10 protein-coding genes and 5 tRNA genes are annotated in these 13,549 nt (G+C 62.0%); 12 read left to right on the forward strand and 3 right to left on the reverse strand.

Translation table 11 applies throughout. The annotated features are described in order from the left end of the window. Window positions 1-36 precede the first annotated feature (36 nt). The 11 genes from ASD75_RS17200 to ASD75_RS17250 all read left to right on the forward strand — a co-directional run bounded on the left by ASD75_RS17200 (window position 37) and on the right by ASD75_RS17250 (window position 8,307). A tRNA-Leu gene (locus tag ASD75_RS17200) sits at window positions 37-123 on the forward strand. Between the two features lie 75 nt (window positions 124-198). Then, the gene (tig, locus tag ASD75_RS17205) at window positions 199-1,512 is read left to right on the forward strand and encodes a trigger factor (RefSeq protein ID WP_056064489.1); all 1,314 of its coding nucleotides are present in this window, start codon (window positions 199-201) and stop codon (window positions 1,510-1,512) included. A gap of 134 nt (window positions 1,513-1,646) precedes the next feature. Beyond that, window positions 1,647-2,255, forward strand: a complete 609-nt coding sequence (gene clpP / locus ASD75_RS17210) for an ATP-dependent Clp endopeptidase proteolytic subunit ClpP (RefSeq protein ID WP_015014885.1) — start codon at window positions 1,647-1,649, stop codon at window positions 2,253-2,255. 102 nt (window positions 2,256-2,357) lie between these two features. Then, window positions 2,358-3,623 (forward strand): ATP-dependent Clp protease ATP-binding subunit ClpX, encoded by a 1,266-nt coding sequence (clpX, locus tag ASD75_RS17215; RefSeq protein WP_056064485.1) that lies wholly within the window; start codon window positions 2,358-2,360, stop codon window positions 3,621-3,623. A gap of 126 nt (window positions 3,624-3,749) precedes the next feature. Continuing rightward, a complete protein-coding gene (gene lon, locus ASD75_RS17220; protein ID WP_056064482.1) occupies window positions 3,750-6,188 on the forward strand; it encodes an endopeptidase La in 2,439 nt (812 codons plus the stop codon). A gap of 85 nt (window positions 6,189-6,273) precedes the next feature. Further along, a tRNA-Gly gene (locus tag ASD75_RS17225) sits at window positions 6,274-6,349 on the forward strand. Window positions 6,350-6,407: 58 nt separating this feature from the next. Further along, window positions 6,408-6,481 (forward strand) — tRNA-Cys (locus ASD75_RS17230). 181 nt (window positions 6,482-6,662) lie between these two features. Beyond that, window positions 6,663-6,738: transfer RNA gene (locus ASD75_RS17235), tRNA-Gly, on the forward strand. A gap of 153 nt (window positions 6,739-6,891) precedes the next feature. After that, a tRNA-Leu gene (locus ASD75_RS17240) sits at window positions 6,892-6,984 on the forward strand. 13 nt (window positions 6,985-6,997) lie between these two features. Beyond that, window positions 6,998-7,630 (forward strand): DUF6806 family protein, encoded by a 633-nt coding sequence (locus tag ASD75_RS17245; protein ID WP_056064478.1) that lies wholly within the window; start codon window positions 6,998-7,000, stop codon window positions 7,628-7,630. A gap of 152 nt (window positions 7,631-7,782) precedes the next feature. Then, window positions 7,783-8,307, forward strand: a complete 525-nt coding sequence (locus ASD75_RS17250) for a M48 family metallopeptidase (RefSeq protein WP_056747125.1) — start codon at window positions 7,783-7,785, stop codon at window positions 8,305-8,307. A gap of 87 nt (window positions 8,308-8,394) precedes the next feature. Here the strand turns inward: ASD75_RS17250 and murI are convergent, their stop codons facing one another. The 3 genes from murI to ASD75_RS17265 all read right to left on the reverse strand — a co-directional run bounded on the left by murI (window position 8,395) and on the right by ASD75_RS17265 (window position 11,893). After that, complete coding sequence (murI, locus tag ASD75_RS17255) at window positions 8,395-9,285, reverse strand: glutamate racemase (protein ID WP_056065143.1); 891 nt, start codon at window positions 9,283-9,285, stop codon at window positions 8,395-8,397. Window positions 9,286-9,448: 163 nt separating this feature from the next. Next, complete coding sequence (locus ASD75_RS17260) at window positions 9,449-10,150, reverse strand: DUF6882 domain-containing protein (RefSeq protein ID WP_056747126.1); 702 nt, start codon at window positions 10,148-10,150, stop codon at window positions 9,449-9,451. A gap of 174 nt (window positions 10,151-10,324) precedes the next feature. Continuing rightward, window positions 10,325-11,893: a fumarate hydratase gene (locus tag ASD75_RS17265; protein ID WP_056747127.1), complete on the reverse strand. Its 1,569-nt coding sequence runs from the start codon at window positions 11,891-11,893 to the stop codon at window positions 10,325-10,327. A gap of 170 nt (window positions 11,894-12,063) precedes the next feature. On the opposite strand from ASD75_RS17265, the gene fumC reads away from it, so the two are divergent. After that, entirely contained in the window at window positions 12,064-13,473 is a 1,410-nt protein-coding gene (gene fumC / locus ASD75_RS17270; RefSeq protein ID WP_056747216.1) for a class II fumarate hydratase, read from the forward strand. Window positions 13,474-13,549 lie beyond the last annotated feature (76 nt).

Here is a 13,549-nt window from a genome sequence, read left to right on the forward strand (position 1 = left end):
GGCAGCTGAGGTTGCCGCCTGTTTGTTTGTAGAACCGCGCGGGTGGCGAAATTGGTAGACGCACCAGGTTTAGGTCCTGACGCCAGCAATGGTGTGGGGGTTCGAGTCCCCCCCCGCGCACCACCCATGTGAGACTTTGCGGAACACGGCGCTGCTGCGCTGCAGCCAGCACGATCCACATTCATAAGAGGAATAGCCATGGCCGTTACTGTTGAAACCCTTGAGAAGCTCGAGCGCAAGATCACGCTGAGCGTGCCCGTCACCCTGATCCAGTCCGAAGTGGACACGCGCCTCAAGCGCCTGGCCCGTACGGTCAAGATGGACGGTTTCCGTCCCGGCAAGGTGCCCATGAACGTGGTGGCCCAGCGTTATGGCTACTCGGTGCAGTACGAAGTGCTGAACGACAAGGTGGGTGAGGCCTTTGCCGTGGCTGCGAATGAAGCCAACCTGCGTGTTGCAGGCCAGCCCCGCATCACTGAAAAGGAAGGCGCTCCCGAAGGCCAGGTGACTTTTGACGCCATCTTCGAAGTGTTCCCCGAAGTCAAGATCGCTGACCTGTCGGACGCCGAAGTTGAAAAACTGTCGTCCGAAGTGACCGACAGCGCCATCGATAAGACCATCGACATCCTGCGCAAGCAGCGCCGCAGCTTCGCCCAGCGCGCCATTGACGCCGCTGCGCAAGACGGTGACCGCGTGACCGTGGACTTCGAAGGCAAGATCGACGGCGAACCCTTTGACGGCGGCAAGGCCGAAGACTTCCAGTTCCTGGTCGGCGAAGGCCAGATGCTCAAGGAGTTCGAAGACGCGGTGCGTGGCATGAAGTCCGGCGAAAGCAAGACTTTCCCCTTGGCGTTCCCTGCCGAATACCACGGCAAGGACGTCGCTGGCAAAACCGCCGACTTCCTGGTGACCATCAAGAAGATCGAAGCGGCCCACCTGCCCGAAGTGAATGATGCTCTGGCCAAGTCGCTGGGCATTGCCGACGGTTCCGTGGATGGCCTGCGCGCCGACATCAAGAAGAACCTGGAGCGCGAAGTCAAGTTCCGCTTGCTGGCCCGCAACAAGGCTGCCGTGATGGACGCCCTGGTGTCCAAGGCCGAGTTGGATCTGCCCAATTCCAGCATCCAGGCTGAAATTGCCCGCCTGATGGAAGGCGCCCGCGCTGAACTCAAGCAACGCGGCATCAAGGACGCCGACAAGGCCGAGATCCCTGAAGACGTGTTCCGTCCCCAGGCAGAGCGCCGTGTGCGCCTGGGCCTGGTGCTGGCCGAGCTGGTGCGCGCCAATGAGCTGCAGGCCAAGCCCGAGCAGCTCAAGGCCCACATCGACGAGCTGGCCGCCAGCTACGAGAAGCCCGAAGACGTGGTGCGTTGGTACTTCGGCGACCGCCAGCGTCTGGCCGAAGTCGAAGCCGTTGTCATCGAAAACAACGTGACCGAATTCGTGCTGTCCAAGGCCAAGGTGGTCGAAAAGGCCATTTCCTTCGACGACCTGATGGCGCAGCAGGGCTGATAGGCCCTCGGGCCGGGTGGTCTGCCTCGTGCAACTGCCCGGTTCTGGTTGTCAAGACACACCAGGGGCTTGTGCTTTCGTGCACAAGCCCCAATTCATTTCTGGGTACAGTACCTGCTTGACTGGAGAAATACATGAGCGCATTGGAAACACAAGGCCTGGGCATGGTCCCCATGGTCATCGAGCAGTCGGGCCGTGGCGAACGGTCCTATGACATCTACTCGCGCCTGCTCAAGGAGCGCGTGATTTTTCTGGTGGGCCCGGTCAATGACCAGACCGCCAACTTGGTGGTGGCACAGCTGCTGTTCCTGGAAAGTGAAAACCCGGACAAGGACATCTCGTTCTACATCAATTCGCCCGGTGGTTCGGTGAGCGCCGGTATGGCGATTTTTGACACCATGAACTTCATCAAGCCCGATGTCTCGACCCTTTGCACGGGCATGGCGGCCAGCATGGGTGCGTTCCTGCTGGCGGCGGGCGCCAAGGGCAAGCGTTTTGCGCTGCCCAACTCCAAGGTCATGATCCATCAGCCATTGGGCGGCATGCAGGGCCAAGCCACCGAGATCGAGATCCACGCCCGCGAGATCCTCAAGACCCGTGAACAGCTCAACAAGATCCTTGCTGAGCGCACCGGACAGCCGCTGGAGAAGATCCAGCGCGACACCGAGCGTGACTATTTCCTCTCGGCCGACGAGGCCAAGGACTATGGTTTGGTCGATCAAGTGATCAGCCAACGCGCCTGATCGCCCGAGGGCGACGAAGCGGCGTTTTCCCGAGGGGAAGACGCCGTTTTTTATTTGGTTATCATCCCGACAACTTTCCGAAACAAGCAAGGCATTGCCCCCATGGCCGAGAAAAAAGGCTCTTCCAGCGAAAAAACCCTTTACTGCTCTTTTTGCGGCAAAAGCCAGCATGAAGTGAAGAAGCTGATCGCCGGTCCGTCGGTCTTTATCTGCGACGAGTGCATTGACCTGTGCAACGAGATCATCCGCGACGAACTGCCTGCTGGGGACTTGGCGCGCGAAGGCCGCAGTGACCTGCCCACGCCGGTCGAGATCAAGGCCAATCTGGACAACTATGTGATTGGCCAGGATGTTGCCAAGCGCACGCTGGCCGTGGCGGTGTACAACCACTACAAGCGCCTGCGCCACAAGGACAAGGCCCACAAGGACGATGTGGAGCTGTCCAAGAGCAATATCCTGCTGATCGGCCCTACGGGCTCGGGCAAGACGTTGCTTGCGCAGACCCTGGCACGCATGCTGGATGTTCCCTTTGTGATGGCCGACGCCACCACGCTGACCGAAGCCGGCTATGTGGGCGAGGATGTGGAAAACATCGTCCAGAAGCTGCTGCAAAGTTGCAACTACGAAGTCGAGCGCGCTCAGCGCGGTATTGTCTATATCGATGAAATCGACAAGATTTCGCGCAAATCCGACAACCCCAGCATCACGCGCGATGTGTCGGGCGAGGGCGTGCAGCAGGCGCTGCTCAAGCTCATCGAGGGCACCATGGCCAGCGTGCCACCCCAGGGCGGGCGCAAGCACCCGAACCAGGACTTCCTGCAGATCGACACAACCAACATCCTGTTCATCTGCGGTGGCGCGTTTGCTGGGCTGGAAAAGGTCATCGAGAACCGGACCGAGGCCTCAGGCATCGGCTTTGGCGCATCGGTCAAAAGCAAGAAGCAGCGCTCGCTGACCGAAGTGTTCACCGAAATCGAGCCCGAAGACCTGATCAAGTTCGGGCTGATTCCTGAGCTGGTGGGCCGTATGCCTGTGGTGACGGCCTTGGCTGAACTGAGTGAAGATGCGTTGGTGCAGATCCTGACCGAGCCGAAGAACGCGCTGGTCAAGCAGTACAGCAAGCTCCTGGCCATGGAAGGCGTGGATTTGGAAATTCGCCCCGCTGCCCTGAAAGCCATTGCCCGCAAGGCGCTGGCCCGCAAGACGGGTGCGCGAGGTCTGCGTTCCATCCTGGAGCAATCGCTGATCGGCACGATGTTCGACCTGCCCAACACCAGCAACGTCGAAAAGGTGGTGGTGGACGAATCCACCATCGAAGAAAACAAGCCGCCGCTGCTCGTGTACCGCGAAGCGGCCAAGAAGGCCTGATAAGACCGGAGCGGGCGCCATGTTGTCGCCCTTTGAACCATCAACCCTTGCGCCAGTACGGCTGCGTGCAAGGGTTGAAAATCCCCACATGTGGACCCACTTCCACAGAGCACTTTGAGGATTTCCATGTCCGGACATACCCCCCTGCCAGCCACCCCTATTGACCTGCCGCTGTTGCCTTTGCGCGATGTGGTGGTGTTCCCTCACATGGTGATCCCGCTATTCGTGGGCCGCCCCAAGAGCATCAAGGCCCTTGAGATGGCCATGGAGGCTGATCGCCGCATCATGCTGGTGGCCCAAAAAGCTGCCGCCAAGGATGAGCCCTCGGTGGCTGACATGTTCGATGTGGGCTGTGTCTCCACCATCTTGCAGATGCTCAAGCTGCCCGACGGCACCGTGAAGGTGCTGGTGGAAGGCCAGCAGCGTGCTCTGGTGGCTTCCATTGAAGATGCCGAAACGCATTTCATGGCCACCGTGACACCGGTGGAGGCAACCCCCGACGCCAATAAGCCCAGCGAAATCGAGGCCCTGCGTCGCGCAGTGATGCAGCAGTTTGACCAGTACGTCAAACTCAACAAGAAGATCCCGCCCGAGATACTGACTTCCATCTCCAGCATTGACGATCCAGGTCGACTGGCAGACACCATTGCTGCACACCTGCCTCTCAAGCTCGAGAACAAGCAGGTGGTGCTGGATCTTTCGGATGTAAAGGCGCGCCTCGAAAACCTGTTCGAGCAGCTCGATCGCGAAGTGGACATCCTGAACGTCGACAAAAAGATCCGTGGCCGCGTGAAGCGCCAGATGGAGAAGAACCAGCGCGACTTCTATCTGAACGAGCAAGTCAAGGCCATCCAGAAGGAACTGGGTGAGGGCGACGAAGGCGCCGACATCGAGGAGATCGAGAAAAAGATCAAGCTCGCCAAGATGCCGGCCGAGGCACGCAAGAAGGCTGACGCCGAACTCAAGAAGCTCAAGCTGATGTCGCCCATGTCGGCCGAGGCGACGGTGGTGCGCAACTACATCGACGTGCTCACCGCGCTGCCTTGGAGCAAGAAGACCAAGATCAAGCACGACCTCGTGAATGCCGAGGGCGTCCTCAACGAAGACCATTACGGCCTCGACAAGGTCAAGGACCGCATCCTTGAATACCTCGCGGTACAGCAGCGCGTGGACAAGGTGAAAGCGCCCATCCTGTGCCTGGTGGGCCCTCCTGGCGTAGGCAAGACCTCGCTGGGGCAATCGATCGCCAAGGCCACTGGTCGCAAGTACGTGCGCATGGCCCTGGGCGGCATGCGCGACGAGGCCGAGATCCGCGGGCATCGCCGCACCTACATCGGTGCGCTGCCAGGCAAGGTGCTGCAGAGCCTGTCGAAGGTGGGCACGCGCAATCCGCTGTTCCTGCTGGACGAGATCGACAAGCTGGGTACTGACTTCCGGGGCGATCCGTCGAGCGCTCTGTTGGAGGTGCTGGACCCCGAGCAGAACCACACCTTTGGCGACCACTACGTCGAGGTGGACTTCGACCTGAGCGATGTGATGTTCGTCGCCACATCGAATTCGATGAACATTCCGCCGGCACTGCTCGACCGCATGGAAGTGATTCGCCTGTCGGGCTACACCGAAGACGAGAAAACCAGCATCGCCATGAAGTACTTGCTGCCCAAGCAGCTCAAGAACAATGGTGTGAAGGACGAAGAACTGCTCATCACCGAGCCTGCAGTGCGCGACATGGTGCGTTACTACACCCGTGAAGCGGGTGTGCGTTCGCTCGAGCGCGAGCTGTCCAAAATTTGCCGCAAGGTGGTCAAGGGCCTGCAGCTCAAGAAACTGGAGCCGCAGGTGGTGGTCACGGCTGACAACCTGCCGGACTTTTTGGGCGTGCGCAAGTACACCTATGGCCGTGCGGAGCTGCAAAACCAGGTGGGGCAGGTAGTAGGCCTGGCCTGGACCGAGGTGGGTGGAGATCTGTTGACCATCGAGGCGGCCATCATGCCGGGCAAGGGTGTGATTACGCGCACGGGTTCGCTGGGTGATGTGATGAAGGAATCCGTGGAGGCTGCCCGTACGGTGGTACGCAGCCGAGCGCGCATGCTGGGTATCAAGGATGAAACGTTCGAAAAGCGCGACATCCACATTCACGTGCCAGACGGTGCCACCCCCAAGGACGGCCCCAGCGCGGGGGCTGCGATGACTACCGCGTTTGTTTCTGCGCTCACGGGTATCCCTGTGCGCGGCGATGTGGCCATGACAGGCGAGATCACGCTGCGTGGCGAGGTGACGGCCATTGGTGGCCTTAAGGAAAAGCTGCTGGCCGCATTGCGCGGTGGCATCAAGACCGTGCTGATCCCTGAAGAGAACGTGAAGGACCTCGCCGAGATCCCGGACAACGTGAAGAGCGGCCTGGAGATCGTGCCCGTGCGGTGGATCGACAAGGTGCTGGAAGTGGCGCTGGAGAGCAAGCCCGTGCCGCTGACGGATGAAGAGGTTGCAGTGGCTGCTGCGGTGCCTGTGTCGACGGACAAGGCCGCGGTGTCATCCGCCACGGCCGATGGATTGAAACATTGACGCAATTTTTTTGGGAACTCCCAAAAAATGCGCTACAATTCATTCCATCGCAGCAAACGTTGTACAATGTAAGGCTTCGGTAAATGCGGGAATAGCTCAGTTGGTAGAGCGCAACCTTGCCAAGGTTGAGGTCGAGAGTTCGAGACTCTTTTCCCGCTCCAATTTCCACAAAAAGGGAAGCAATTGCTTCCCTTTTTTGTCAGAGGAATGAGAGTTCCTGGCGCGGTAGCAAAGCGGTTATGCCCCGGATTGCAAATCCGGTTAGTCCGGTTCGACTCCGGACCGCGCCTCCAGATATGGTCTGCAGCAGTGAAGCGATCAAAGCCTCTGGGCCGAGACGTTCGCAGGGATCGTGTTGATGGATGGTAGTTGGATGGAAATTTTTTGGCTTGCAATCGGATACGGCCAAAAATAGTTATATAATTTGAGGCTTGCTGATAAGCACTAACGGAAACGTTAGAGAAATCAGAAAATGCGGGAATAGCTCAGTTGGTAGAGCGCAACCTTGCCAAGGTTGAGGTCGAGAGTTCGAGACTCTTTTCCCGCTCCATATTTGAAAAGGGAAGCTTAGGCTTCCCTTTTTTCTTGGTGGTACGGAGCGTGCTGTTGTCAAACAGCGGTCCCGACCAGAGATGCGACAGGGCATTGCGCGCACGCGCTGCCCGGGTTACGCTGCAACGCAGGTATGCGCTCAGCAGCCGGCGCCCCGATGGTGAAATTGGTAGACACTGCGGACTTAAAATCCGCCGCTTTCCTGAAAAGGGGCGTGCCGGTTCGACCCCGGCTCGGGGCACCACTACGATTCAATCATGTCAAGTTACAACGCTCCCTTCGAAATCCACGTCCACGGACAGGTTCTCTTGCGCGCTGATGTCAGTTTTGACCAGCTCCAGGAGGCGCTCAAACCCCTGTGGAAGTACGCTGGAGCCCGTTCGCTGGCCGATGGAGCGGCCAGTGCCTATGAGGAAGAACCTGGCATCAAGTACGACGCGCAGGAGCACTTGCTGCAGATGTGCTGGACGGTACGGGGTGACGAGGATTTCCGCCAGTCGCTCGACGAGATGTGCATGAGCCTCAATGAGCTGGCGGAGCAAGGCGCGGCCATCGAGGTCACCTTCTACGACACCGACTTTGATGAAGACGAAGAAGAGCAGGGCGCCGAGTCGCGCGATGACTTCGTGATGCTTTTCGTCGGCCCCACGCCCGCTGCCATCATGCAGGTGCAGCGTGATCTGCTGGTGCAAGACGTGGTGAACATGATGGAGCGCCACTTTGATGGCGCCGAGTTAGGGGGCGTGGTCGCAGAGATCGACAAGCTGTTCAGCCAGCGCTTTGATGCCTTGGTGAACTCCCTGGAGATCGGCAAGCCCCCGCGTGGCCCCGGCGGCCCAGGTGGTGGTCACGGCGGTGGCGGTGGCCGTCGTCCGCGTCACTTGCACTGACCTGCGTGGGCGTGCTGCGCTGAGTGGTGGTGCGCGCCATTCCGTGCATCGCCCTCAGATATCTCCCAGGCATTTGGTCAATTCTCCTAACGCTTCGATGCCTCTGTGTGGTCGCGCCACTCCATGCCCTGCGCGTCGTTGCCTTGTTGCCCATGAGCACTGATCTTCCGTACCTGCGTTCTTACCCCGCTTCGTTGCAGGACCAGGCGCGCGATCTGCTGGCACAGGGAAAGCTCGGTGCGGTTCTGCAGCGCAAGTATCCGCAGGCGCATGCCGTGCGCAGCGACAGGGCGCTCTACGACTATGCGCAGGAGCTCAAGGCACGCTACCTGCGCAATGCGGGCACGGTCAACAAGGTGCTGTTTGACAACAAGATCCACGTGGTGCGCCACGCGCTGGGCTTGCACACGGCGGTGTCGCGTGTGCAGGGCAACCGGCTGGCGGCCAAGCACGAGATTCGCATTGCCGCGATGTTCAAGCAGGCGCCCGAAGAGTTCCTGCGCATGATCGTTGTCCACGAGCTGGCCCACCTGCGCGAGAAGGACCACGACAAAGCCTTCTACCAGCTCTGCACCCACATGGAGCCGCAGTACCACCAGTACGAGTTCGACCTGCGCCTGTACCTCACCCATATGGAGCAGGCGGGCACCCGGCTCTGGGGCGGTGACGCGTCCTGAAGACTCAGAGCCGTCACACCCAGTTGCTTCATAAATGATAGCGACTGGTACATATGGATCATGCACCAGAAGCAGATAGAGGCTGAATCAGGGAACTGAAACGCTCCGGCACTGGCTGGGGGGCAGGTCCAGCCACCGCTGGGCTGCTGCCTCCAGCATGGACACCGGCCCCGTGGTGAGCAATTGCACCGATGGGTTGCTCTGGAGGGGCGGCGGTTGATTGCATGGTTTGGATGGCTCGGGCACAGCGAGCAGGCCTGCGGTCTCCAGCAGCCGCCGCGTCTGGCGCGCCACGGGCTCTCCAGTCTCAATGAACTGGACGTCAGGCCCCACCAGTGCGCGCAACTCGTGGGCCACAAAGATGTAGTGGGTGCAGCCCAGCACCAGGGTGTCCATCTGCCCAGGGCCTGTACCAAAACTGCCCATCGCCTGAAGATAACGTTCGCACAGTGCGCCAGTCTCCGTGGCACCGACCGGACTGCCGGGGGCGGCGGGTGGCAGGGCCACGCTGCGCTCGATGGCGTGCGCCAGACCATCGCAGGGCTGCACTACAAAGTGGGCTTGATCGGCCAGTGAGGCCATGAGCTTGCCGAACTTGGCGCTGGTCAATGTGCCCCGGGTGCCGATGACACCCACATGCCCTGTTTTTGTCACTGCAAGAGCGGGCTTGACGGCCGGCTCCAGCCCCACGAGGGGCAACTCCGGGTGGCTGCTTCGCACCTCATGAATGGCAGCCGCGGTGGCCGTGTTACACGCCACCACCAGGGCCTTGATGTGATGCTGCTCGCACAGGTACTGGGTGATGGCATGGGTGCGGGCGGCCACATACGCGTCGCCACGCTCACCGTAGGGGGCGTGGCCGCTGTCGGCCAGGTACACGAAGCGCTCGTGGGGCATGGCGGCCAACAGGGCGCGCAGCACGCTCAGCCCCCCGACGCCGCTGTCAAAAACACCGATAGGAGAAGAGGCCGACTGCATCAGGGAGCCCATGGTTGGACAAAAGGCTGGATTGTAGGAAAACCGCAGCTCCAGGCTGTATGCGCTGCGTTCTGTTACGGAGTGGGTCAAAACTCTGGCTGTGCAATCAAGGCCGGGGCTGGGCGATGACCGGCGACGCTATGGAGCACGGGGGGCGGATCGATTAGCGTGCGGGTGCTTTGGCCTTGCCGTTGCCACTGGGCGTTGCTTCCGCGACCTTCGGGTGCGAAAGCAGGTAGTAGCGTTTGACGACGGCCTTTTGACCCTCTTGGCCCCCGGCGACCAGCTCGCTGCCGATGCTCACCAGCACGCCGGTGGCCTGGTTGAGTTGCGCGGCAAACGCGCACAGATACCAGGCAGCCTCTTCGCTCGCCAACTGCGCGGTATCGGTCTGCAGGATGTCGATGCCGTGCTCGCGCCCATACAGGCGCGTGAGCGCACTGCCCGTGGCGAACGATTGGCGCTTCGGGTCTTTCAGGTCGGGCACGCGTTCAACGGCCTCCCATGCCCAGCGACGGCTTTCGGGCCACCACGTGCCCAGCAGCTCCGCATCGAACACCGTGCGCTTGCCGCCACGGAGCACGGTGAAGGTCTTGTGGAAAAAGTCCAGCGTGCGCAGTTGGCTGCCCGCCAGGTGCTGGCTGTTCAGCAGCTGTTGGCGTTCGATGTGGGATTCGAGGCTGGCGTCCAGCAGCGCTGCGTCGCGGGCAGGCAGTGCACCGCCAAAGGCGGTCTGTGCGTCGCGCTGCGGAACCATGGGCGGGTTGGCACTGGCGGACAGGGGCAGGGCGCCGATCAGCGTGGTCAGCAGCAGGGCGTAGAGGGGCTGTCGAAGGGGCTGTGCAAACCCGTGGTTCAAAAGCATGGTGGGGGCGGCAAACGCCGAAGAAGAGGAGTCGGGTCGAGCCCGTATTTTTGCCGAACCGGATGCATGGATGTGCGTCGGGGCAGTCACAAAAAAACCGCCCGAAGGCGGTTCCTTGTCATTGCACCTTGTGGTGTGTCAGGCACCTCGCGGGCCCTGCCACACCCACGCGCATCAGGCGGCGGCGACGCCGATGCCTTTGAACTCGCCCGAGGCGATGCGCTTTTGCCACTCGGCCGGGCCCGTGATGTGGGCGCTGGTGCCACCGGCGTCCACGGCCACGGTCACGGGCATGTCCACCACGTCGAATTCGTAGATGGCTTCCATGCCCAGGTCTTCAAAGCCCACGACCTTGGCGGTCTTGATGGCCTTGGAGACCAGGTAGGCGGCGCCGCCCACGGCCATCAGGTAGGCGCTCTGGTGCTTCTTGATGGCCTCGATGGCGACCGGGCCGCGCTCGGCCTTGCCCACCATGGCGATCAGGCCGGTCTGGGCCAGCATCATCTCGGTGAAGCCGTCCATGCGCGTGGCGGTGGTGGGGCCTGCAGGGCCCACGGCCTCGCCCTTGACGGGGTCCACAGGGCCCACGTAGTAGATGACGCGGTTGGTGAAGTCCACAGGCAGCTTCTCGCCCTTGGCCAGCATGTCCTGGATGCGCTTGTGCGCAGCATCGCGGCCGGTCAGCATCTTGCCGTTGAGCAGCAGCGTGTCGCCGGGCTTCCAGCTGGCGACTTCTACCTTGGTCAGCGTGTCCAGGTTGACCTTCTTGCTCTTGTTGTAGTCGGGCGCCCAGTTCACGTTGGGCCACAGGTCCAGGCTGGGGGGCGTGAGGTACACGGGGCCCGAGCCGTCCATGACGAAGTGCGCGTGGCGTGTGGCGGCGCAGTTCGGGATCATGGCGATGGGCTTGCTGGCTGCGTGTGTGGGGTACATCTTGATCTTGACGTCCAGCACCGTGGTCAGGCCACCCAGGCCTTGCGCGCCAATGCCCAGCGCGTTGACCTTTTCAAACAGTTCCAGGCGCAGCTCTTCGACCTTGTCGAGCGCGGGGCCGCCGGTCTTGGCGGCTTCGGCCTTGGCCTGCAGTTCGTACATGTCCAGATCGTCCATCAGGCTTTCCTTGGCCATGAGCACGGCCTTTTCGGCCGTACCGCCAATGCCGATGCCCAGCATGCCGGGCGGGCACCAGCCAGCGCCCATGGTGGGCACGGTCTTGAGCACCCAGTCCACCACGTTGTCGCCGGGGTTGAGCATGTACATCTTGGACTTGTTCTCCGAGCCGCCGCCTTTGGCCGCCACGGTGATGTCCACGGTGTTGCCGGGCACGATCTCGGTGAAGATCACGGCAGGGGTGTTGTCCTTGGTGTTCTTGCGGGCGAACTGCGGATCGGCCACGACCGAGGCGCGCAGCGTGTTGTCGGGGTGGTTGTAGCCCCGGCGCACGCCTTCGTTGATGGCGTCGTCCAGGCTGCCGGTAAAGCCTTCCCAGCGCACGTCCATGCCCACTTTCAGGAACACGTTGACGATGCCGGTGTCCTGGCAGATGGGGCGCTGGCCGGTGGCGCTCATCTTGCTGTTGGTCAGGATCTGGGCGATCGCATCCTTGGCCGCCGGACTCTTCTCGCGCTCGTAGGCGCGGGCCAGGTGGGCGATGTAGTCGGTGGGGTGGTAGTAGCTGATGTACTGCAGTGCGCCGGCAATGGATTCGATCAGGTCTTCTTGGCGAATGGTCGTCGTGGTCATGGCGGTGGGGGTTTTAGGGAAAACGCGAACCCCGAATTATCTCCCGGCGGGCTTGCGCGGGCCTGTCAGGGGCGATGGGGGGTGGTAGCGCGCCATGGCCTTCGGTGGGTATGCTGCGGGCTGGTGTTTCATTCATTCCCATCCGCTCACCGAGCGCGCAAGGCCCCACCGTGAAGACCTCTACCCCCGACGCGACCGCATACCGTACCGAAAAAGACACCTTCGGCCCCATCGATGTGCCTGCCCAGCGCCTGTGGGGGGCGCAGACACAGCGCTCGCTGCACCACTTCGCCATCTCGGGCGAGCGCATGGCGCCGGAGCTGATCCGGGCGCTGGCCCAGGTCAAGCGGGCCAGCGCCTATGTGAACAACGCGCTGGGCCTGCTCGAGGCGGCCAAGACCACGGCCATCGTTGCGGCGGCAGATGAGGTGATCGAAGGTGGTCACCTGCAGGAGTTTCCGCTGGTGGTGTGGCAGACCGGATCGGGCACGCAGACCAACATGAACATGAACGAGGTGCTGGCCAACCGGGCGAGCGAGCTGCTGGGTGGCCCGCGCGGTGAAGCGCGCCTGGTGCATCCCAACGACGAGGTGAACAAGAGCCAGTCGAGCAACGACGTGTTCCCCACCGCGATGCACCTGGCGGCGGTGGACGCACTGATGCACCGCCTGCTGCCCGCGCTGCACGGCCTGCGCACCACGCTGGCGGCTAAGGCGAAGGCGTTCGACAGCATCGTGAAGATTGGGCGCACGCACCTGCAGGACGCCACTCCCCTCACGCTGGGCCAGGAGATTTCGGGCTGGGTGGCGCAGCTGCAGCATGGCGAGCAGCATGTGCGCGCCGCGCTGCCCCATCTGGGCGAGCTGGCCTTGGGTGGGACGGCGGTGGGCACGGGGCTCAATGCGCCCGCCGGTTATGCGCAGGCCGTGGCCAAGGAGCTGGCCGACCTGACCGGCCTGCCGTTGGTCACCGCCCCCAACAAGTTCGAGGCCCTGGCCAGTTGTGATGCGCTGGTGCATGCCCATGGCGCGCTCAAGACCCTGGCGGCCAGCCTGATGAAGATTGCCAACGACGTGCGCTGGCTGGCCAGCGGCCCGCGCAGCGGGCTGGGCGAGATCACCATCCCCGAGAACGAGCCGGGCTCGTCCATCATGCCGGGCAAGGTCAACCCCACGCAGTGCGAGGCGCTGACCATGCTGTGCGCGCAGGTGCTGGGCAACGACGTGGCCATCAACATCGGCGGGGCCTCGGGCAACTTCGAGCTGAACGTGTTCCGCCCGATGGTGATCCACAACTTCTTGCAGAGCGTGCGCTTGCTGGCCGATGGCATGGCCAGCTTCAACGAGCACTGCGCCGTGGGCATCGAGCCCAACCAGGCGCGCATCAACGACCTGGTGGAGCAGTCGCTGATGCTGGTGACGGCACTCAACCCCCACATCGGCTACGACAAGGCGGCCTTCATTGCCAAGAAGGCGCACAAGGAGGGCACCAGCCTGCGCGCCGCCGCCGTGGCCTCGGGGCATGTGACGGGCGAGCAGTTTGACCAGTGGGTGGTGCCTGCGCAGATGGTGGGGCGCTGAGTCTGCAGGGCTGTTTGGGGGGGCGTTTTTGAGCCAAATGCGCCGGTAGCGCTAGTGCTGCATGCCTGAGTAGCTA

The organism is Acidovorax sp. Root568, from assembly GCF_001427445.1.
Classification (GTDB): domain Bacteria; phylum Pseudomonadota; class Gammaproteobacteria; order Burkholderiales; family Burkholderiaceae_C; genus Acidovorax; species Acidovorax delafieldii.